The organism is Verrucomicrobiota bacterium (assembly GCA_016200005.1).
Taxonomy (GTDB): domain Bacteria; phylum Verrucomicrobiota; class Verrucomicrobiia; order Limisphaerales; family PALSA-1396; genus PALSA-1396.
The window spans coordinates 97617-116793 of record JACQFP010000053.1; the positions used below are offsets into that span (position 1 = coordinate 97617).

15 protein-coding genes are annotated in these 19177 nt (G+C 55.3%); 4 read left to right on the plus strand and 11 right to left on the minus strand.

Features of this window, described 5'->3' with window-relative positions; genetic code table 11:
• Position 1 precedes the first annotated feature (1 nt).
• The 6 genes from HY298_19065 to HY298_19090 form a co-directional block, all read right to left on the minus strand.
• Positions 2-676, minus strand: a complete 675-nt coding sequence (locus tag HY298_19065) for a hypothetical protein (protein MBI3852362.1) — start codon at positions 674-676, stop codon at positions 2-4.
• 116 nt (positions 677-792) lie between these two features.
• Positions 793-1515: a hypothetical protein gene (locus tag HY298_19070; protein ID MBI3852363.1), complete on the minus strand. Its 723-nt coding sequence runs from the start codon at positions 1513-1515 to the stop codon at positions 793-795.
• 16 nt (positions 1516-1531) lie between these two features.
• Positions 1532-2077, minus strand: coding sequence for a hypothetical protein (locus tag HY298_19075; protein MBI3852364.1), 546 nt, complete (start codon positions 2075-2077; stop codon positions 1532-1534).
• A 3-nt stretch (positions 2078-2080) separates the two neighbouring features.
• Positions 2081-2860, minus strand: coding sequence for a hypothetical protein (locus HY298_19080; protein MBI3852365.1), 780 nt, complete (start codon positions 2858-2860; stop codon positions 2081-2083).
• A 136-nt stretch (positions 2861-2996) separates the two neighbouring features.
• Entirely contained in the window at positions 2997-3476 is a 480-nt protein-coding gene (locus tag HY298_19085; protein ID MBI3852366.1) for a hypothetical protein, read from the minus strand.
• A gap of 126 nt (positions 3477-3602) precedes the next feature.
• Positions 3603-3983, minus strand: coding sequence for a (2Fe-2S) ferredoxin domain-containing protein (locus HY298_19090; GenBank protein MBI3852367.1), 381 nt, complete (start codon positions 3981-3983; stop codon positions 3603-3605).
• 231 nt (positions 3984-4214) lie between these two features.
• Between HY298_19090 and HY298_19095 the strand changes: the two genes are divergently transcribed.
• Positions 4215-4706 carry a putative molybdenum carrier protein gene (locus tag HY298_19095; protein ID MBI3852368.1) on the plus strand — a complete coding sequence of 164 codons (492 nt, stop codon included), beginning with the start codon at positions 4215-4217 and terminating at the stop codon, positions 4704-4706.
• A 148-nt stretch (positions 4707-4854) separates the two neighbouring features.
• Here the strand turns inward: HY298_19095 and HY298_19100 are convergent, their stop codons facing one another.
• From HY298_19100 to HY298_19110, 3 genes are all read right to left on the minus strand, one after another.
• A complete protein-coding gene (locus tag HY298_19100) occupies positions 4855-7425 on the minus strand; it encodes a bifunctional YncE family protein/alkaline phosphatase family protein (GenBank protein MBI3852369.1) in 2571 nt (856 codons plus the stop codon).
• Between the two features lie 242 nt (positions 7426-7667).
• A complete protein-coding gene (locus tag HY298_19105) occupies positions 7668-8780 on the minus strand; it encodes an Ldh family oxidoreductase (protein ID MBI3852370.1) in 1113 nt (370 codons plus the stop codon).
• Positions 8781-8796: 16 nt separating this feature from the next.
• The gene (locus HY298_19110) at positions 8797-9549 is read right to left on the minus strand and encodes a DUF1559 domain-containing protein (GenBank protein MBI3852371.1); all 753 of its coding nucleotides are present in this window, start codon (positions 9547-9549) and stop codon (positions 8797-8799) included.
• Positions 9550-9770: 221 nt separating this feature from the next.
• Between HY298_19110 and HY298_19115 the strand changes: the two genes are divergently transcribed.
• Both HY298_19115 and HY298_19120 read left to right on the plus strand, forming a co-directional pair.
• Positions 9771-10475 carry a hypothetical protein gene (locus tag HY298_19115; GenBank protein ID MBI3852372.1) on the plus strand — a complete coding sequence of 235 codons (705 nt, stop codon included), beginning with the start codon at positions 9771-9773 and terminating at the stop codon, positions 10473-10475.
• Entirely contained in the window at positions 10472-13144 is a 2673-nt protein-coding gene (locus HY298_19120; protein MBI3852373.1) for a glucosidase, read from the plus strand. The genes HY298_19115 and HY298_19120 overlap by 4 nt, the downstream gene beginning before the upstream one ends.
• A gap of 288 nt (positions 13145-13432) precedes the next feature.
• Here HY298_19120 and HY298_19125 read toward each other — a convergent pair whose 3' ends face one another.
• Both HY298_19125 and HY298_19130 read right to left on the minus strand, forming a co-directional pair.
• Positions 13433-14323 carry a type II secretion system protein gene (locus HY298_19125; protein ID MBI3852374.1) on the minus strand — a complete coding sequence of 297 codons (891 nt, stop codon included), beginning with the start codon at positions 14321-14323 and terminating at the stop codon, positions 13433-13435.
• 10 nt (positions 14324-14333) lie between these two features.
• Complete coding sequence (locus tag HY298_19130; protein ID MBI3852375.1) at positions 14334-15170, minus strand: prepilin-type N-terminal cleavage/methylation domain-containing protein; 837 nt, start codon at positions 15168-15170, stop codon at positions 14334-14336.
• Positions 15171-15297: 127 nt separating this feature from the next.
• Here HY298_19130 and HY298_19135 point away from each other — a divergent pair, with 127 nt between their 5' ends.
• The gene (locus tag HY298_19135) at positions 15298-18996 is read left to right on the plus strand and encodes a tandem-95 repeat protein (GenBank protein MBI3852376.1); all 3699 of its coding nucleotides are present in this window, start codon (positions 15298-15300) and stop codon (positions 18994-18996) included.
• The last annotated feature ends 181 nt before the right edge of the window (positions 18997-19177 follow it).

A 19177-nucleotide genomic window follows, 5' to 3' on the forward strand; every position in this document is an offset into this window, starting at 1 on the left:
TCTACGGGTCGCTGTGGACAACCTTTCCGCTTTCAAAAATCAAATATCTCCACCTGCCCACTCCATCCACAGTAAACGTGGCTGAATATCCCGAATCAACTTTCTTCACGAGCACGGAACGCGGGCCGGATTGTGGTTGTTGGCCTGTGTAATCTGCAACCGGCCAATTGCTAGATGCGCGGATGGCTTCCGGCAATTGTTTCCACGCCAGATGTTCCGCCCAAGCAACATTGTTCACTGGCGCGTCAAGGAAGCGGAAGCTTTCCAACAGAACCATAACCTTCCGACGATTCACTTTCGTTACAGGCTCTCGCAAATAGACGGATATGTTCCACCCATGCCCGCGTTTGAAAAATCTCACGTGAAGCGCAGACACACCCGGTTCGGAAGATGCCGAAATGTGGTTTGTGGTCAGAAGAGGAAACAAATCGTTGATTACAGAATCTGGCCTCATCGTTGGGCCGCCAGGACCGTCGAAATAACCTATGGACACATATACTTCGCCCGGTTGCATTTGCTGAAGTATGGTTTTTGCACTGAACTGAAATTCACCTGGGTGTGTTTTTTGCATTTGAATTATCAAGCCAGGTCGCTTGCTGTTGACCGTCAGGAACACGTCGTTGTAATGGAACACCTCAAAATTAGTTTTCGTGGCCGTCCAGTCTTCCGGCACCATGAATTCAAATCCGTAATTCGTATTCCGATAAACTTGTCCATCTGCATGAGCAATCTTGCAACAGCCAAATAGAACGCCGGTCAAAACAAGCGCGAGGCAGAGGATGATTTTTCGGTTCATTTGCCAGAGTCGCTAATCTTCCGTCCGTTCTTGTAAAGTGCTGCGCGAACCAGTTTCCGATTGGCCGAATCGGAACCGGGTTTATTCTCATATACGAGTTCAAGCTCGTAATTCCAAGTGAGCCAGTACTGCTCCTTTTCCGGAAATGAGGAGACTCCTGCTAAATGGCCTTCGTACGGCGTAAGACGCAGTTGTTTCCAAACCTGTTCGCGACTCGTACCGGGCCGCAACGCCTTTACGCGGCGGGGCAATTCTTTGACGATCTCGGGTGAGACGGTATCAGAATTAGTCCGCACAGAACCGGGCACGCTGTTCGTGACGAAATCCCGCAGGTAAAACCAACACAGCCAGACACTGGAAATAGGGCGTTTTCCACTGTGTGCCTCTTCCCAGAGGTAGAATCGGGAAGCTGAAACATACGCATCGGCAATCGTGAAGACGAACTCCACGCCGTTTGTTCTCCAAAGCTGTTCGACGGCGCACCGAGCGATTTGGTTGTCCTCATCACCGACCGTGAGATTCGAATGGAGAAACTCGTCCATCGTGGTCTCATTTGTTTTGTAGAAGACCGCGATGCGTTTGCCAAAATTATCATCAGTAACACGGACTGAGATCGGGAATCGAGTGATGTTCGTGGGTGTAACTCGAAAGTCCATGACCGTGGCTCGGCCGCATGTGGCAGCCGTGATTATGAGGGCAAGGATGATTTTTGGTTTCATGGTTCGCTCAACGCATTCATTCAACAGTCTGTTTCAGGGTTCGCTGCCAAAGAACTTTGTAGTTCTTGCTGCTCTGCGGTTGCCACATGTGCTGAGACGGTATGTCTGTTTCAAAAACAATTAAATCCACCTCGATAATATATTGTTTGCCCGGTAATGGAATGCCTCCCTGTTTCGTGTGCCAAAAGCTCGTGCCCAGGTTGAAATCTGTTCCTCCCAATCCATATATGCCATTCGCAAGCCGGGGTTCTCCTTGAGGATAAACATACCATTTGCTCTCTACCCCGGTCACCATGTTCGTGCCAACCATGAGATTTGTGGATTCAAGCGAACTGCGATCAATCTCCACAGAAAGGCTGTCGGTTGTCCGCTGCACTTTAGTTTTGGTGGGAACGCGAACTGAAACCGCCTGGCGAATGGATGGGTTTGCATTCGTAATTGGCGGAAGGATTGGAAAGCCGTGCCATCGCTCGGATTTTGCTGAACTTTGGGTAGTAGTGGAACAGCCGAGTAAAACGCCGCTCAATACGAGCGCGAGGCAGAGGATGATTTTAGGTTTCATAGTTTAATCCTTGCTATTGTAAAAGTATCCTCCACCGATGTCGTAAATACGCTGGATGACGGTTGGCGCTCGCTTACGGTCATACTTGAAAACCTCAACTTTATCGCCCTTTCGTATCGACACAGAAACCGCCTTACCAAACTCCACAGTCTTATCCGATGGCGGTAACTCGCCAGATATTTTCTGGAGGCTGAGCACCTGCGAATGGCTAAGCTTTCGCGTCTCTTCACTCTGCAAAGCCCAATTGTAAACCTCCCGCACTGTATAAACGCTGTAGGCCTGAAGATTCAGCGTCATCACCATCGCGACGTTGGGTTTCTCATTCAAAAACCAAACGCACCGGATTTCGTTTGTGCCGCATTTCGCGAGGTATTCCTGAAAATGCTTGGTCGCCTTGGCATCATCCGTCGGGCCATCCACGTTCCCCTCAGTATCATTGGCAGCAACCTTTCGCTTTGAATTAAGATCAATCAACCCGGAGGCCATGCTCTGCGCGAGGTCTGGCGTGATGATATTTGTGGAAGTGTGCTGGACATAGACCCACAGATCCCCAAAGCGAGCGCATAGCCACTTCCCTGTCATGCGCTCAATGACCTCGCGCTCTGATAACTTCTCAACCATTGGTTCTTGAATTGTTTTGGGGTCGCCTGATTTCCAGAATTCCGCCCACAGCTCGTCAAGCTGGGCTGTGCTGAATTCTACCGGCTTCGCAGCATACGAGGCCAATGCTGGAAGCAAGACGGCGGCGATAGCACTCAACAAGAAAAAGTGTTTGGTTCTCATGGCGCGCGAACGATGCCAACGACCAATATCGCGACCGCCGCCGGAAACGCCCGGCGACTGCAAAAGTCGCATCCAAATTCTCCCGAATCGTCCGCCTGTTCAACGGGGCACTGCAGCGCACGTTTACGTCATCGTCCTATCTCCAACCAATGTAGCCGTCTGATCTGATGGTCAGCGGCTCGGACACGGTGTAACGCTTGCCAGCTTTCCATGCTCTGGTGCGCATGACAACCTGAAACCAACCGTCCTCTCGGGGCAACCACTGGATGGGTGTCGTCTCAAAACGATCATAACCGGCCCGGCCCGCGATCCCAAGCTTGCCAAAATTGCCGGCCTCCACGCCCCTGGCGTCAACCGCTAAGTAAGTCCCGTTTGTCTGGCGGAGAAATACGAAAATGATTGATGCCTTCGGTTTCGAGAGAGAAATCGCAACAGCCGTGCGATTGGAATTCCAAAGCCCCGTCTGCAAAACTCTAACCACCTCGTTGGTGGCGATGTCCTGGGGCAGCGACTTCCGGGCAGCGATAAACAGTGTGTCATCAACGCGCGACTCGCCAGATAATGCGTGAGCAGCGGCCGACAGGGCAAACATGATGACAAGTATGGCGCGTGACATGGCCTAATTTTTAGGTATGCAAACGAATTGTTGTCTATCTCGGTTCATACCACTGTTATCTAACGCTTTTGAAGCGTTGTGTCCAACTGGAAAAGCCTCATACAGTGGACAGCGGAGCGGACTGATTTACTTTGTGTCCGGCGCGGAACAAATCGGGTTTGTTGCGAATGCGTAATCCGCCACGATTCTTCCCTTGATCAGATGTTCTTGGATGATTCGCTCCAAAACTTCCGGCGTGCATGAGTGATACCAGATGCCTTCCGGATAGACGACTGCAATCGGGCCGTGCGCGCAGACGCGAAGGCAATTGGCCTTGGTGCGATATACCAGCGGTTCCGGCCCGACGAGGTTCAGTTCCTTGAGCCGGCGTTTCAAATATTCCCAGGACTCGAGGCCCTTTTCCTTTGGGGCACAGTGCGGCTCGGTCTGATCGGCGCACAGGAAGATGTGGCGCTTGTATTTTTCAAGACCCAACGAGTTTACGACTGCCTTCAATTCGTCCGCCATAAGATCATTGTCCACAAGGTTGAGTTTGCCAGCAAGCGGATTGTGTTGCTGTCTCGCAAAGTTTGCGCGCCTCCGCATATTTTCTGAGCCACCCCTCACCCGGCCAGAGGCCACCCTCTCCCCTCATCTGATGAGGGGAGAGGGAAGGGTGAGGGGAGTGCCTTCGACATTGGTTGCGGGTTCGCCAAGCTGTGTTAAAACGCAGAGGCGATGAGCCTCAAACGACATCTCATGCCTGAAAAAATAATCTCCGGCGGCCAAACCGGAGCGGATAGAGCCGCTTTGGATTTTGCCATCGCCCGCAACATTCCTCACGGCGGCTGGTGCCCGCGCGGCCGATTGGCCGAGGATGGAAGGATCAGCGAACGCTACGAGCTGGCAGAAACGCCCGCCACTGATTATGCACAGCGAACGGAATGGAACGTGCGCGATTCCGACGGCACAGTGATCTTCACGATAGGAAGAGCACTGGCTGGCGGCTCGAAGCAGACCAGCAAGTTTGCAAAGCAGTTAGGCAAGCCGTGGTTGCATTTGTCGCAAGATGCTGACGGTAACGCCACTGTTGATAAGTTGAGGCAATTTTTGTCTGAAAACCGAATCAAGGTGCTGAACGTTGCTGGTTCACGAAAATCCCAAGAACGACAGGTTGGCGACTTTACCACGGTCACCCTGACGAGACTCTGGGATGGAAGTGAGGCTGCTTATACCAGTTGCCAAAAGTAATTTTCGATTAGAACGACCTGACACCGACACACCCACCCCCGACCCCTCCCAAGAGGGGAAGAATTCACCGTGTGCCGCTCCCCTCCTGGGAGGGGCAAGGGGTGGGTTCGGAGCTCGATTCGCTTACTCTGGTTTGTGCCATCTCTCCTCATTCGTCATCGTCATCGCCAGTAAGACTCAGTCCAAGCTTCTTCAGACCCTTGCCATGCGCGCCGGCCAGATGAGCAGGGTAGGGCGCGTCCACCCCTTTGACCGAATGCCAGATGATCCGGTTGAGTGTGTCCTCATCGGCTTGATCCACCTTATCAAACGGTTGCGCGAGACTTTGCTCAGCCCAATAACGTTCGGCGCCCCGGAGCTGGCCCAGTGGCTTGTTGAGTTCGTCCAGCGGAACGTTGTTCTTCAAACAGGTGTAAGTCTTGAAATCGGGTTGGCTCGTGAAACAGTCCGTCATCAACGGTGACAGCGCGTCCATCTGGTTCATTGGAGGGATGCCCAACATCCTTTCCATCGTGTGCAGCACGGAAGTCTGATTGTAGAACTTGCTCACGACCGCGCTACGCTTGCAGTAAGGACTGACCACCAGACAAAGCGAGCGGTGGCCATCAACATGATCGAACCCAGCCTGCGGATCATCTTCATTCACGAAAATACACGTCTTCGGCCAGAACCGACTCTTGGAGATGCGCTCGACAATGCGCCCAACTGCCAGATCATTGTCAGCGACCTGCGCGCGCGGCGTCGGCCCGCCGGGTCGCGTGCCGGAAGTGTGATCGCTGGGCAGGTAGATGATCACCAGGTTGGGCCACTCACCTTTCTTCTCGTAATCGCTGAATTCGTTGAGAAAAACGTCCGCGCGAATCGCGTCGGGAATTCGCATGTTCCAACCCGGTGATTGCGGACAACTGTAACGTCGCAAGGTTTCAATCTGCATGTCGTGCTTGAAAGAAATGTTGGTGCCGTTGGTGCGATAGTTCTCGTAGATCGCCAGCCACCCTGCGTCTGCCGGGATGGGTGCGGTGTAACTCATTTCGCCGTAGTTGCGGAAGGAAAGGCCGTGCAACAGCACATTGTCCCAGATGAAGCCCGTCGCGGCATAGCTGATGGGGTCATCGCCGGCAAACGGATAGCTGCGGGTGAAACCGCCAAAAGATTTCTCCAGATAATCGGTGGCGTAACCTTCCATCGCCCACGCATGGCCGTCGGCGGAGAGGACGCCGTTGCAATAATAATTATCCAGCAGCACAAACTGTTCGGCCAGCGCGTGATGGTTCGGCGTCACCTCGCGGCCAAACATGCACAACTCCGGGTCGGCATTTCCTTGCGGCAGATCACCGAAGACCTGATCGTAGCACCGGTTTTCCTTGATGATGTAAACGACATGCTCGATCAAGGAGGGCTCGCCAGTGCGACGCGGCACTGGCACTGGCTTTCTGCCGCTGTTGCCTTTTTCCCAGGCGCGCAGGATTTGCGGCACGCGCGAGTCTGCTTTGACCTGGGCGGTGTAGCTTTTCAACTTTTCCGCGGCGGGAATTTCAACTTTGGTGACGGTTCCCAGATACATGTGACTGTTCCAACCTTTGCGATCCGTGCGCGGATTCCGTGACCCGAGACCTTTGACGTTGGCAACGTAAAGAAACCTTCCATCATTCACCAACGCGCCGGGATACCACGCCGTCGGAATAAATCCTTCGAGCTGATTCTTTGCCCCGAGCTGGACCATGGCGACGGCATTATTGCCTCCGTTGGCGACGAAAAGTTTGCTGCCATCCTTGCTCAACGATACTGCGTTTGGCGCGCTGCCAAACGGCAACGTCGAATCAGGGCGGACCAGCACGGCGGCGGTGACCTTCAAACTTGTCGTGTCGATGACGCTGACGGTGTCTGAGTTGGCATTGGCGACGTAGAGCGTTTGTTGGTCCGCACTCAATTCCAAATCCGACGGATGCAACCCGACAACGATTTGAGCGACCTCTTCGCCTTTTTCAAGATCGACAACCGACACCGTTCCACTGGCCGCCACGCCTCGTTCATCCACCAAAGTCTCGGTGCCGGAAGACTTGGCGGTTCTTTCGCCTGGCTTCGGACGACGACCGCCCCAATTCGAAACATACGCAGTTTTCCCATCGGCCTTGATCGCTACGTCGAACGGAGCGACCCCAACGGATATTTCCTTTATCAACATGCCTGACTCCAGATCGACCACCGCCAGGCTGTTGTTGCGCGAGAGGCAGACGTAAGCCTTCTTTTCATCTTTTGAAAGGGCGATGCCGCCCACATGGGAATTGCCGCTGCCGCCGGGACCGGGCAGAATAATCTTTCGTCCCCACAACATTTTCCCGTCTTCGCCCAGTTTGGCTTCCCACAAGATATTTTGCGCGGTGGTCAGAAACAGGCGCGTGCCATCGCGCGTCACCGCGATGCCGTGTGTGGAACCGCCACCGGCGATGAATTTCAGTTCCTGACGAATTGTCCAAGTCTCAACGTCAATGACCACCAGCCCGCGATCATCTTTCACGTACAATGTTTGTTTGTCCGGGGAGAGCGCAAGGTCAACCGGCCGACCGCCGAATTGCAGTGATTGACCGGCGGCATGCAGCACCTGATAGGTGGAGACGATGTGGCCTCCACCCTCCAACGGACCCACGTGTTCGACCTTGGTGGTCTGACAGCCGACGAAAAGGAAAACAGCACAGAAGGGGAAGAATAAATGTTTCATACCGGTCGTTGGTTCAAGCAAATGACGCTACTATTCAGGTTAATTCAACGTAAAGCTTTTTAGTGATCCTGAGAAATGCGGGTGGAGACGCTGACCGAAAGCGAGCAGAAAAAGTTTTTGGAATCGAGAAATGAGACTCATCACTTCAACCTTGACTCGTGATCCCTCATAGGAGATCGCGCAAAGGCGCCAGGGAGCCTGGGAAAATGGTTCCTGACACCTTCTTTTCAAAATAATTTCACCTATGGGTTTTGCGATTTCACGTCGAGCGGTATTCCGGTTCTTCGTGAAATGTCCAGCAGGTCATCCACCACAGACTTGATCAACGGAATGCCTTCTTTGCTTCGAATCCCTTCCGCTTCTCGCTCAGGATCGCCGGGGATCAGTGGCCCGTTGGTCCCGGGAGCCGGTTTTGTATTGCGGAAGACGTGGATCCAGTCATCGATCTGTTTCTTGAATTCATCTTTGTCGATGAAGCCGTCGATCTGCATGGCGCCGAAAAAATGGCCGATGCCCTTGCCGACGCTGCGCGCGGGAATTTCCTGTCTCTGAGTGAAGGGTGTCGCGAAGGGTCCCCAGTTGGCACCGCTCAACACGGAGCACAAGATATCGACCATCGCGGCGAGACCATAGCCTTTGTGCCCGCCCGTTTCTCTCTCGGAGCCAAGCGGCAATTGCGCGCCCCCATTGCTCATGTCCTGTGGGTTGGTGGTGTCGCGACCGTTTTTATCGATGATCCAGCCCCTGGGCACTTCTGTTTTCGTTCGTAGCGCGATTTCGATTTTGCCGTAAGCGACGGCACTGGTGGCCATGTCGATGACGATCGGTGGCTCTTTGTAGCCTGGGAACGCGATGGCAATGGGATTCGTGCCCAGCATTCTTTCCGCCCCCCACAGCGGTGCGACCAGCTTCGTGGAATTGGTCATGGCCCAGCCGATGAGATCTCTTTCGAGAGCTTTCAAAGGATAGTAGCCCGCGATTCCGAAATGGTTGCTATTGCAGACACTCACCCAACCTGAGCCGTAAGTCGCGGCTTTCTCCATAGCGATCTCATTCGCCTTGGGTCCCACTACGAGGCCCAACCCATTATCGCCATCGACAGTTGCCACGCTGGCGTTTTCCCGGACCATTTTGATATTGGGCTTGGGGTTGATCCGGCCCAACTCCAGCATATCAAAATAAATATGCAGCCTCGCCACACCGTGGGAGTCGATGCCTCTCAAATCGGACTTGGCCAAAACATCTGCGGCTTGGCGGGCGTCCGCTTCGGAGATGCCGCAATGCATGAAAACCTTGGCTGAGAAGTCTTTGAGGTAGTCCGCGGGGAAAAGGTATGATTCTCTCTCGTCGGTCATGACTTTTTACTCGCGACTAATTGAACGCGCTCTTGTAACACGCGGTGTCGCTGGCTTTCTGCGTGTCCTCCGCCTTGCCGGAGGTGCCGTCGGCGAGACCAAAATGTTTGGCGCGCAAGTTGATGGCCTTCCGAAACTCGGCATGGCCGTCCGTGAACACAAAATTCCCGCCTTGCGCGTGGACCATGCTGTACCAGTCCACTCCGGGTTTCAGATTGACGTGCCAATAGGTGTACTGTCCCTGGCAAAGTCCGAAGTCGTTGCCCACCGCCGGACGCAACGCCGTGTAACTGACGAGGCGGATGGTTTCCTGAATGAAAATGACCTCACTCGGTTTGGAAACCTGTGCCAGGCTCAATTCCATGACGACGGCGTTGGGCAGATAACTCGTGGCGCTGGCGGCCGTGGCATCGCTGCCATCGCCCGGCTTCTTCGCGCTCGGACAGGCGTAAATTTTTGAGCTGGGCGTTTTCTGCGAGCTTTGCAGGTAAGGCGTGATGGCGTAGAGACAATTATTCTCCCAACCACCCGCATTGGGATTCATGAAGTCGGGAACTTGCGAGGCCCGGGGCGGCATTTTGCGATGGTCGCCTTCATACAGCACCAGCGCGATGCCGATCTGCCGCATGTTGTTCATGCACTTGGTGCGCTGGGCCTTCTCCTTCGCCTTGGCCAACGCCGGTAAAAGCAGCGCGGCGAGAATGGCGATGATGGCAATGACCACCAACAGTTCAATCAGCGTGAACGCGATAACTTTCCGCTTAGGCATGGAGCAATGATGCGCCACAAACCCAATCAAGTCCAACCGCTTCTCAGCCTTGCCTTGGCCTGACGCTTTCGCGAACGGAGTCGCCGATTCCTTCCGCGTTGATTCTTTCTGGGTCACCGACTAAACTGGGCCCATGGGCACGCTTTGCACGGCGAAAACCTCGACATCCCACGCAGCCAGAATGCGTGCAAATTGAAGCGCGAACACAATTTCAATCGATTATGCGTCCGAACGAAACTGTGGAGGTGACCAGGTTGTCGAACCGTGAGTTTCTGGAACGTTACGCGGCACCAGGTCGCGTGGGACTATCCGGCGGGATCACGTTGGTGGACCGGGCCATCAGCCGCGCGGAACGGCATCTGGATGAGCAGGGGCGCTGGAGCTACTGGTCGCACGCGTTCCTGTTCCAAGGTGAACGCCACGACGGTCATCATTGGGTCATTGAATCGGACCTGCACGTGGCCCGGAAACACATCCGGCTGGGCGTGCAGGAGAATCGCATCGCCAAGTATTTTGATGAGGAGATGTACACGACGCTGGCGGTGCTGGACTTCGGTTTGGCGGAAGCTCAGGTGGCCGGCTTGTTGCGCGAAGGTCTGGAACTGGTCGCCACGCGCGCACGTTATTCGTTGCGGGAATTGCTGGGAACGTTGATGGCATTGCGGAAACCTGATTTGCGCACGCAGGACAATGTGCTGGCGCGCGAGTGCTCGTTTTATTGCTCCGCCTTTGTCGAGCATCTCTTCCGCAAGTCCGGCATTGACCTCACACCCAGTCGCTCGGTGAAGAACACGACGCCGGAAGATATTTCGCGCACGCCCGTGCCGCACACCACTTATCTGCTGAAACGACGAGTCGCCACCAGCAAGTTGTCCGAGCTGGCAGATCGTGTGCGAAACAAAGTGCGGTCGAAAATCAAATCATGACCCCGGAGCATCAACGGCTGCACGAACCATCGAAAGAGCATGTTGTCCCGTGGAAGAAGTGGGGGCCGTATGTGGCCGAGCGGGCGTGGGGCACGGTGCGGGAGGATTACAGCGCGGAAGGTGAGGCGTGGGATTACTTTCCGCACGACCTGGCGCGCTCCAAAGCCTATCGCTGGGGAGAGGATGGGTTGGCGGCGATTTGCGACCGCTACCAAATCCTGGTCTTCGCGGTGGCGTTGTGGAACGGACGCGATCCGATCCTGAAGGAAAGGTTGTTTGGCTTGGTGCCGACGGAGGGGAATCACGGCGAGGACGTGAAGGAATATTATTTTTATCTCGATTCGACGCCCACGCATTCCTACCTGAAGTATCTCTACAAGTATCCGCAGACGGAATTTCCCTACAGCAAACTCATCGAAGAAAACCGCAAGCGTTTGAGCAATGAACCGGAATATGAGCTGCTCGACACGGGTATTTTCGACGACAACCGCTACTTCGATATTTTCGTGGAGTACGCCAAGGCTGCGCCGGAGGATATTTGCATCCGCATCGAGGTGTTTAATCGCGGACCGGAGCCGGCGCCGATTCACGTCCTGCCGCATCTGTGGTTTCGCAACCGCTGGGCGTGGGGAAAAGAGGCCAGACCAGAGCCGCGCATTTCGCTCGGCAGAAAAAGCCAAAGCCATCTGGTGCTGATTGCAGACGACACCTGTTGCCACTCGCTCAAGAAGATTCCTTACGACTACCGGCTGGGTCGGCGTCACCTCTACGCCGATCCGGGTGCGCAACCGCTGTTTACCAACAATGAAACCAACTGCGAACGGGTATTTGATCCGGCGGCTAGAAGCCGCAGCCCGTTTGTAAAGGACGCGTTTCATCGTCACATCATCGAAGGCGCGGACTGCGTCAACCCGGAACAGTTCGGCACCAAGGCCTGTCTGCACTACGTCGGCCAGATTGTTCCTGCGGGCGGCTCAGTCGTGTTCCGCTTGCGCCTGACCGACGAATCGTTGAGCAAGCCGCTCGCGGAAATTGATAAGATCATCGCTACGCGCCGCGCCGAAGCCGACGAGTTTTACGCAACGATTCATCCGGCGAGCGCCACTGAGGATGAGCGGCGCATCCAACGCCAGGCTCTGGCCGGTCTGCTCTGGAGCAAACAGATTTATCTGTTCGACGTGGCGGAATGGTTGGATGGGGACTTTCCGGATTGGCCGCCGCCGGAATCACGAAAGAGCATCCGCAACGTCCACTGGAGACATTTGAATTCCAAACGCATCCTTTCGATGCCCGACAAATGGGAGTATCCGTGGTTTGCCGCGTGGGATCTGGCGTTCCAGGCCGTGCCGCTGACGCTGGTTGATCCGGAGTTTGCCAAGCAACAACTCTGGCTGCTATTGTTTGAACAATTCCAACATCCCAATGGACAGCTTCCGGCTTACGAATGGGAATTCTCCGATATGAACCCGCCGGTTCATGCTTGGGCCATCTGGCGCGTCTATAACATGGATCGCATCCGCTCCGGCAAGGCCGACCGCGCGTTCCTGGAAAAGTGTTTCCACAAATTGCTCATCAATTTCACTTGGTGGGTGAACAAGGTGGACAGCGACGGCAACAATGTTTTTGAAGGTGGTTTCCTCGGCCTCGACAACATCACGGTGGTGGACCGCAGCAAGAAAATGCCCGACGGCGCCGTGCTGCAGCAGTCCGACGGCAGCGGTTGGATGGGAATGTTTTGGCTGAACATGATGCGCATCGCGCTGGAACTGGCCAAGGAGAACAAGGCTTATGAAGGACTGGCCACGAAGTTCTTCGAGCACTACGTGTATATCGGCGCGGCGATGAAGAATATGGGGCGTCGTGGTTACGAACTTTGGGACGAACAGGACGGATTCTTCTACGACGTGTTGAGTTATGCCGACGGGAGCTTTCAGAAATTCCGCGTCCGTTCGCTGGTGGGATTGATCCCGATGTTTGCCGTCGAACGGCTCGAAGAGGATTGGCTGGAGCCGTTTCCGGAATTCCGCGCCAACATGCATTGGTTTTTGAAAAACCGGCAGGACCTGGTCGAGAAGTGCGTGACCACGCTGGAACATGACGGAAAAAAAGTCCACGTACTGGCCATCATGAACCCGGAGCAGATGCAGCGGTTGCTGCGCGTGATCTGGAGTCCGAAAGAATTCCGTTCGGACTTCGGTCTCCGCAGTCTAAGCAAATACCACGAAGCGCATCCGTATCAGTTTGATTCGAACGAAATCCGTTACGAACCGGCGGAGTCGGTGGCGCGGCTCAAAGGCGGCAACTCCAACTGGCGCGGGCCAATCTGGTTTCCCACCACGTTCATGATGATCGAGTCGTTGCGGAAACTTCGCAAAGCCTACGGCGGCGCGTTTGCCATAGGCGGCTGCGCCTCTGTAGAAGACTGTGTGAACCTGGAGGAAATGGCGGACGGTTTTGCGAACAACCTCATCCGTCTGTTCACGCGCAACGAACGAAACAAGCGGCCCATTTACGGTGCGGCACAAAAGTTTCAAAGCGATCCGCACTGGCGCGATTACATTTTGTTCCATGAATATTTTCATGGCGACACCGGGCAGGGGTTGGGCGCGTCACACCAGACTGGTTGGACGGCGCTGGTGGCGTCATTGATTGACGAGTGGCGGAAATAGCGGCGTTACCAGAATAAATGTCCGAATAAACCTTTGCAGGACCCCGATCCGACCTTCGGCCACACTCGGCATGAACCTTGTAGCAGCGGCCGTGAGTCCGCTCCATCTGAATTCGATGAAAGTCAGAGCCGACTCACGGCGGCTGCTACAGTTCAGCTGTTCAAAGCGCAGAAATCTTTTTCGGAGAATTCTCTTTCCAGCCGATCCGGGGAGGAGGTGAGGGGCAATTCGGAAATTAATTTTGGAAAACAGTATTGAACCGGAATCGTCCTCCCTCAGCACTACGGCTTAATATGAGCAGTGCTCCTGCATCCAAAGCACGTCGGGATTGTTCTTGCTCGGCACATTCAGTGGCAGCCCGGTGCGAATGGGAGGAAAGGTTCGAGAGTCGCGCCATTTGTGGATCTCCGAGTGACCGTCCGCGAAAGAAAAGCCAGCCGCGTGGTTATGATAGCTGGCGGGGTAATCGACAATTTTCGTGGTCGCGGGATTATTAGGGTAGCCATCCATCTCAGTAACGAAGTAGGCGTCGTTGATGCTATCCTGGCGTTCGTCCAAAAGTACGAACGTCATGGAAGGTCCGGGATGGATCATTTGGCTGAGCTTCCGATAAACAACCGAGTTCGGCGAATTCAAACCCCAGCCGCCTTTGTAAGCGTTCTGGGGCGAGTCGCCATTGCCGCCCACCCAGTTGCTCATGCTGACGCTGCGGACGCGGGGCACGCGCTGGTTCAGATTGTTGATGCCAAAAGCGGTGTCTGCCGGACAGCGCCAGATGTTGATCGAGCTGCCGACGTACGGGGCCAGCAAGCTCTTGCGGACTGTGGTATCAACATTCCAATTGTCGGATGCCCTCGGATTGGAATCATCAAGGTAGCCCACCACCCAGACATAAGGTGTGGTTGTCGAGTATGCGAAAGGCAGGGTGTCCTGGTTGTCGTCCGCATACAGGCGCCACGCCAGCGTCAACTGCTTCGTGTTATTCATACACATGACGGCGTGGGCTTTTTGTTTCGCCTTGGCCAATGCCGGCAGCAACAAGCCCGCAAGTATGGCGATGATGGCGATGACCACCAGGAGTTCAATCAGGGTGAACCCACCGCGTGCGGGTTGGTTCTTGCGGAGTTTCACAGTTCGATAGCTCGAAGGTTGGTGTCGCCGTAAGGATGGTGGAACCATATTCAACTGTTCATTGATCAAGCGAGATTTTGAAGTAGCAGACCCAACTGCCAATATCGCCACCGGTCGCGCCCAGAAAAACTTTCTTCCCGTCAATCCAAGCCACAGACCCGTCCTCAAACAGGAAGTTGCCACCTTCCGGTGCGCCGGTGCTGCGTGGATGAGTCGCCGTCATAACGGTCTTGTTGTTGTAAGTCGAAGTGGTGCGCCAGCCCAGGCGCGGGTCATACATGTTGTCGGTCACCGGCGGACTGAAACCCTGCATCCGGTCAATCAACACCGGTGCGCGCCGGTATTCAGTGCCCATCTTCACCCGGTAAAACCATTCAGCCGTGCCTCGGGCCTGGGCAAAACTCGCGACATCGGTCCGCGCGGATTGGCTTCGTCGGCCTGGCAGATAAAAGTAACCCAACAATTGAGGCTCGTTGTCCGACCTGATCATCCCGGCTTCGGCATCGCGGTGCCACTGGTCCGTCGGGCAAAACAGGACGTCGTTCCGGTCGCGTTGACCTTTGGTGGTGCCGCGACGGTTGGGCAGGAGATAGTTTTTCCAGAAATTGCTCATGCTCGGCATCATCCAACTCAAGTGGAACCCGTCGGAATTGTCGGGGAAGAAATCTCCGTAATCGCCCGCGTACATGGTGATGGCCATGCCCCATTGCTTGCAATTGCTCGTGCAGAGCGTGCGCAGGGCGCGCGTCTTCGCCTTGGCCAAGGCCGGGAGCAACAACCCCGCGAGAATGGCGATGATGGCGATAACCACCAACAATTCAATCAGCGTGAAGGCGTCGTGACGTCGGACGCCGTGATTCGAACGATCGCGAGAAGTGCCTATCAGCCAATGCATATATTTGTTGCGCGTCTGAATTAAACTATTTCTTACCGCATGTCCGGACGCAATGCCAGTCCAATCGTATCGGCATGCGCCGAATCGGAGCTTTACTTTCACTGCTTGATGATTATCATGCCACCAGATGAAAGCTGTTCCAGTTGGGCGCACTTTGGGCATTTGCTCGCGGAGGTGGTTCGCTGTTGTTTTACTTGGAGCACTGGTCGTTTTCCCCCGTTCTTCCCCGGCACAACCCTCAGGCGGACTCTTCACCCCAAGGCCGTCCTTTAACGCCACCAATCACCTCGTCAGTGTCAGCGTTTTTCACTGGTTCACGTCCAATGGCGGTCAACTCACCGGCCCGTGGCGACCGGTGGAGGGTCGGGCGAACTGGACGGGCGAGCCGGAGTTTTGGAAGGGCCAGATCAAGCAGATGATGTCCGCGAACATCGACATGCTTTACGTCCACTTGATTCCGAGTTCGGAACAACAGCGGATCAATCTTTTTCAAGCGCTCAATCAAATGCGCCGTGACGGTTACGACGTGCCCAAGATCGCGCCGTTTCTTGACCCGCTCATTACCTGGAATCAACAACCCTTGGTGGACGTGGCCACGACAGCGGGCAAGGACACTTTCGCCGGCCAATACATTCGTTTCTTCAACCAATATTTCAGCGTCAATCAGGACCCGTTTGCGGACGATTACCTCGGACGAATCGACGGTCGCGTGGTCTTGGACACGTGGCACGTCAAATTCAATTTGAGCAACTTAAATTCGCTCACGCGCTCGGATGTTGAAACCCGTTTGCGATCGGCGTTCGCGCAAAACCATCCGGTCTTCACCAACGGCATTCGCATGGTGACGACGGCGTTGAACGATCCGACGTTGACGTTCGCGGATGAGAAAGTTCCACAATTCGAGATCACGGAGTATTTCCGCGTGGCGCAGTGGTTGACGACACGGTCGGTGCAACTCAAGGGTGGTTACTGGGACCAGAACATCCGCAACCCCGGCGATTTTCTGGCGCGCAACGGCGGACGCGATTTCAGCAATGCGTGGAATCAGGTGGATCGAAATATTGTGCGCCGCGTATATCTTGAGAGTTGGAATGAGTATGACGAAGGCTCCGGCCTCTACGCTGCAAACACGGGCCAACCTTTTATCCAACCCGGCAGCGGCAACACGAACACCGATGTCTGGTCGAGCAGCAACGATCCCTACGAATACATCAGGACCATTGCGCGCGGCGCGGCGGCCTTCAACGACACGCCGGAACGCGGTGCAAGAATCCTTTGGCACAATCTTCCGTCCCGCATGATGCCGGGCGAAACACGGACCGCTACTGTCATCGTTCGCAACGAAGGCGACGTGAAGTGGACCGAGGCCACGAAATTCCGCTTCGGCCAGAAGGATAACATTGACCCCGTGCTGTTTGGTCCGGGCCGGTCGTTGATCAACGACACGCAGGATGAGATTCCGGTCTATGGCGGAATTTTTCGCGGGCGGCCCAAGATTTTTCAAGTTACCTTGCACGCGCCGATGACGCCCGGTGTTTACACGACCCATTGGGGAATGGTGCAGGAAAACGTGACGTGGTTTGGCGATGAGATTGTGCAGAACATCACCGTTGATCCGACTCCGATCCTCCACGGCACGCCGCAGTCCCTCGACAGCACCTCACTGCTCACCAACCGCATCAATGACTTCAGCGAACACACTTACACGATCAACAATCTGCCGGTCGGCAGTTTCGCAGAGTGTCCGATCACACGCACATTTGCCGCTCCCATCAAGAGCATCAAAGTAAGCATCGTCTCTGGCACGGCGGACGACATCGGGTACGTTGGCAATATTCTCGTCACGCCCGACTCGCTCAACACCACCTGCCAACTTGGGCATGTGGCCAACGTGGTGGATGTGACCGGCGCGGTGTCGGTAAATCAACATGTCGCCAGCCTGACGCTGCGGGCCAGGGACACTTGCTGCTGCAACACCGGCTGGGGCGAGGACACCGTGAGCGGCCGGCTCAACGCCCGGCTGCATTGGGAGGTTGAACTCTTGCCGCCGGTGCCCATCAGCCCGGTGTTCAGCAATTCGGCCAACGGCCACTATTACGTGCTGTTGAGTCCCGCCACGTGGAGCTTTTCGGAGCGGGCCGCAGTGGCACTAGATGGTCACTTGACCAGCATTCTGGATCTGGCGGAGCAGAATTGGGTCTTCAACACATTCGGTGGCTTCGGCGGCACGAATCATCTCCTGTGGATTGGAATCAACGACGTGGCCAGCGAGGGTCATTTCGTCTGGTCGAGCGGCGAACCCGTCGGCTTTACTTATTGGGCGCCGGGCGAACCGAACAACGCCTTGACCGGCGAAGATTTTGCCGCGCTGTATCCGCCCGGCCATCCGCTCGCGGGGCAGTGGAATGACTGGGGCGAACGAGTGATCGACGGCAATGGCCCATTCAACGGCGTCGTGGAAATCGTGTCTCCGAACGGGCCGCCTGTGATTACCTTCCAGCCGCGGGGATTGAAGTTGAATTCTGGATACACTTTCCTGGCCTCAGTCAGAGCGACGGGTACTTCGCCGTTAACCTATCAGTGGCGCTTGAATGGACAGAACATCCCCAATGCGACCAACACATTTCTCATCGTGACGAACGTGCAATACGGTCAGGCGGGAAATTATTCGGTGCGCGTAACGAATCTGCTCGGGTCGGCCACGAGTTCCAACGCCGTGCTGATTGTCAATCATCCGCCGACCGCGAATCCGCAAACGCTGACATTGGATGAAGACACGGTTGTGGCCATCACGCTCAGTGGTTCGGATGTGGAAGGCGATCCGCTCACTTACACCGTGATGACGCCGCCGGCGCACGGGAGTTTGACCGGAGTAGCACCGAATCTGATTTATCGACCGGCGACCAATTACAACGGCTCGGACAGTTTCACTTTCAAGGTCAATGATGGTTTGATCGATTCAACCGCCGCGAGCCTCAACATCAACGTCCGTCCGGTCAATGATCCGCCCGTGGCGCAGCCACAGTCCGTTTCGGTCAACGAGGATACGGCGTTGCCCATCACTTTGACCGCCTTCGACGTGGATGGCGATGCATTGAGTTACAGCATTGTGGCACGACCCTCGCACGGCACGTTGACCGGAACGCCGCCGAACGTCACTTACCTGGGAGCGACCAATTACAACGGCCCGGACAGTTTCTCGTTTAAAGTCAACGACGGGCATCTCGATTCTGATCCGGCGACGGTCAACATCACCGTCGCGCCGGTGAATGATCCGCCAGTCGCCATTATCAGAATCTCGCCGCTGTTCAGCCTTTCAACCAACGACACGAACTTGGTGGTCTTTTCGGTGGACGGAATTTCGGCGACGGTGATTTTCGACGGCTCGCTTTCATCAGATGTGGAGAATGATCCGCTGCAATATTTCTGGTTCGAAGAAGGGCAGACCAACGCTTTTGCGACTGGTGTGACCGTGACGAACGAACTGCCGCTGGGCGAATACAGCGTCGCGCTCGTGGTCAGCGACGGACAGGACACGGGCACCAACCGCGTCAGTTTTTCGGTGATTTCGCCCGCCCAGGCCGTGGCGGACTTGGTGTTGCTGGTGGAGCAGGCCGATCTCGGCACGAAAAACGATCAACCGTTGTTGGCGACGTTGAATGCCGCCATGTCGGCGTTCGACCGCGACAAATTCAACGCCGGCGTCAACCAGTTGAATGCGTTCGAGAACAAAGTGCGCGCCCAGATTGCGCCGCTGGATCCCGCATTCGCGGACATTCTGATCAACGCAGCACAACGGATAATCAACTCAATCAACGGGCCTTGATCCCATCGCGGCCGTCTGATGGTGGTCAACACTTGCAGTGACTCCCGCCGTTGCATTGTGTGATCCGCGCTTTCGGGATTGATTATGAGAAGTGCTTTGATTACGACCTCCAACCGCATTTGAAGGTGTTGAGCCTCTGTGTCGTCGAAGGAAGGTCGCGAATCCTGGCGGGACTGATCGG

Coding starts and splice junctions, on each gene's coding strand:
- HY298_19110 (MBI3852371.1), bottom strand. CDS start 9,549: ATGCCTAAGCGGAAAGTTATCGCGTTCACGCTGATTGAACTGTTGGTG.
- HY298_19070 (MBI3852363.1), bottom strand. CDS start 1,515: ATGAAACCAAAAATCATCCTTGCCCTCATAATCACGGCTGCCACATGC.
- HY298_19125 (MBI3852374.1), bottom strand. CDS start 14,323: ATGGTTCCACCATCCTTACGGCGACACCAACCTTCGAGCTATCGAACT.
- HY298_19085 (MBI3852366.1), bottom strand. CDS start 3,476: ATGTCACGCGCCATACTTGTCATCATGTTTGCCCTGTCGGCCGCTGCT.
- HY298_19080 (MBI3852365.1), bottom strand. CDS start 2,860: ATGAGAACCAAACACTTTTTCTTGTTGAGTGCTATCGCCGCCGTCTTG.
- HY298_19075 (MBI3852364.1), bottom strand. CDS start 2,077: ATGAAACCTAAAATCATCCTCTGCCTCGCGCTCGTATTGAGCGGCGTT.
- HY298_19105 (MBI3852370.1), bottom strand. CDS start 8,780: ATGACCGACGAGAGAGAATCATACCTTTTCCCCGCGGACTACCTCAAA.
- HY298_19100 (MBI3852369.1), bottom strand. CDS start 7,425: ATGAAACATTTATTCTTCCCCTTCTGTGCTGTTTTCCTTTTCGTCGGC.
- HY298_19130 (MBI3852375.1), bottom strand. CDS start 15,170: ATGCATTGGCTGATAGGCACTTCTCGCGATCGTTCGAATCACGGCGTC.
- HY298_19095 (MBI3852368.1), top strand. CDS start 4,215: ATGCCTGAAAAAATAATCTCCGGCGGCCAAACCGGAGCGGATAGAGCC.
- HY298_19120 (MBI3852373.1), top strand. CDS start 10,472: ATGACCCCGGAGCATCAACGGCTGCACGAACCATCGAAAGAGCATGTT.
- HY298_19065 (MBI3852362.1), bottom strand. CDS start 676: ATGGTGCCGGAAGACTGGACGGCCACGAAAACTAATTTTGAGGTGTTC.
- HY298_19090 (MBI3852367.1), bottom strand. CDS start 3,983: ATGGCGGACGAATTGAAGGCAGTCGTAAACTCGTTGGGTCTTGAAAAA.
- HY298_19115 (MBI3852372.1), top strand. CDS start 9,771: ATGCGTCCGAACGAAACTGTGGAGGTGACCAGGTTGTCGAACCGTGAG.
- HY298_19135 (MBI3852376.1), top strand. CDS start 15,298: ATGAAAGCTGTTCCAGTTGGGCGCACTTTGGGCATTTGCTCGCGGAGG.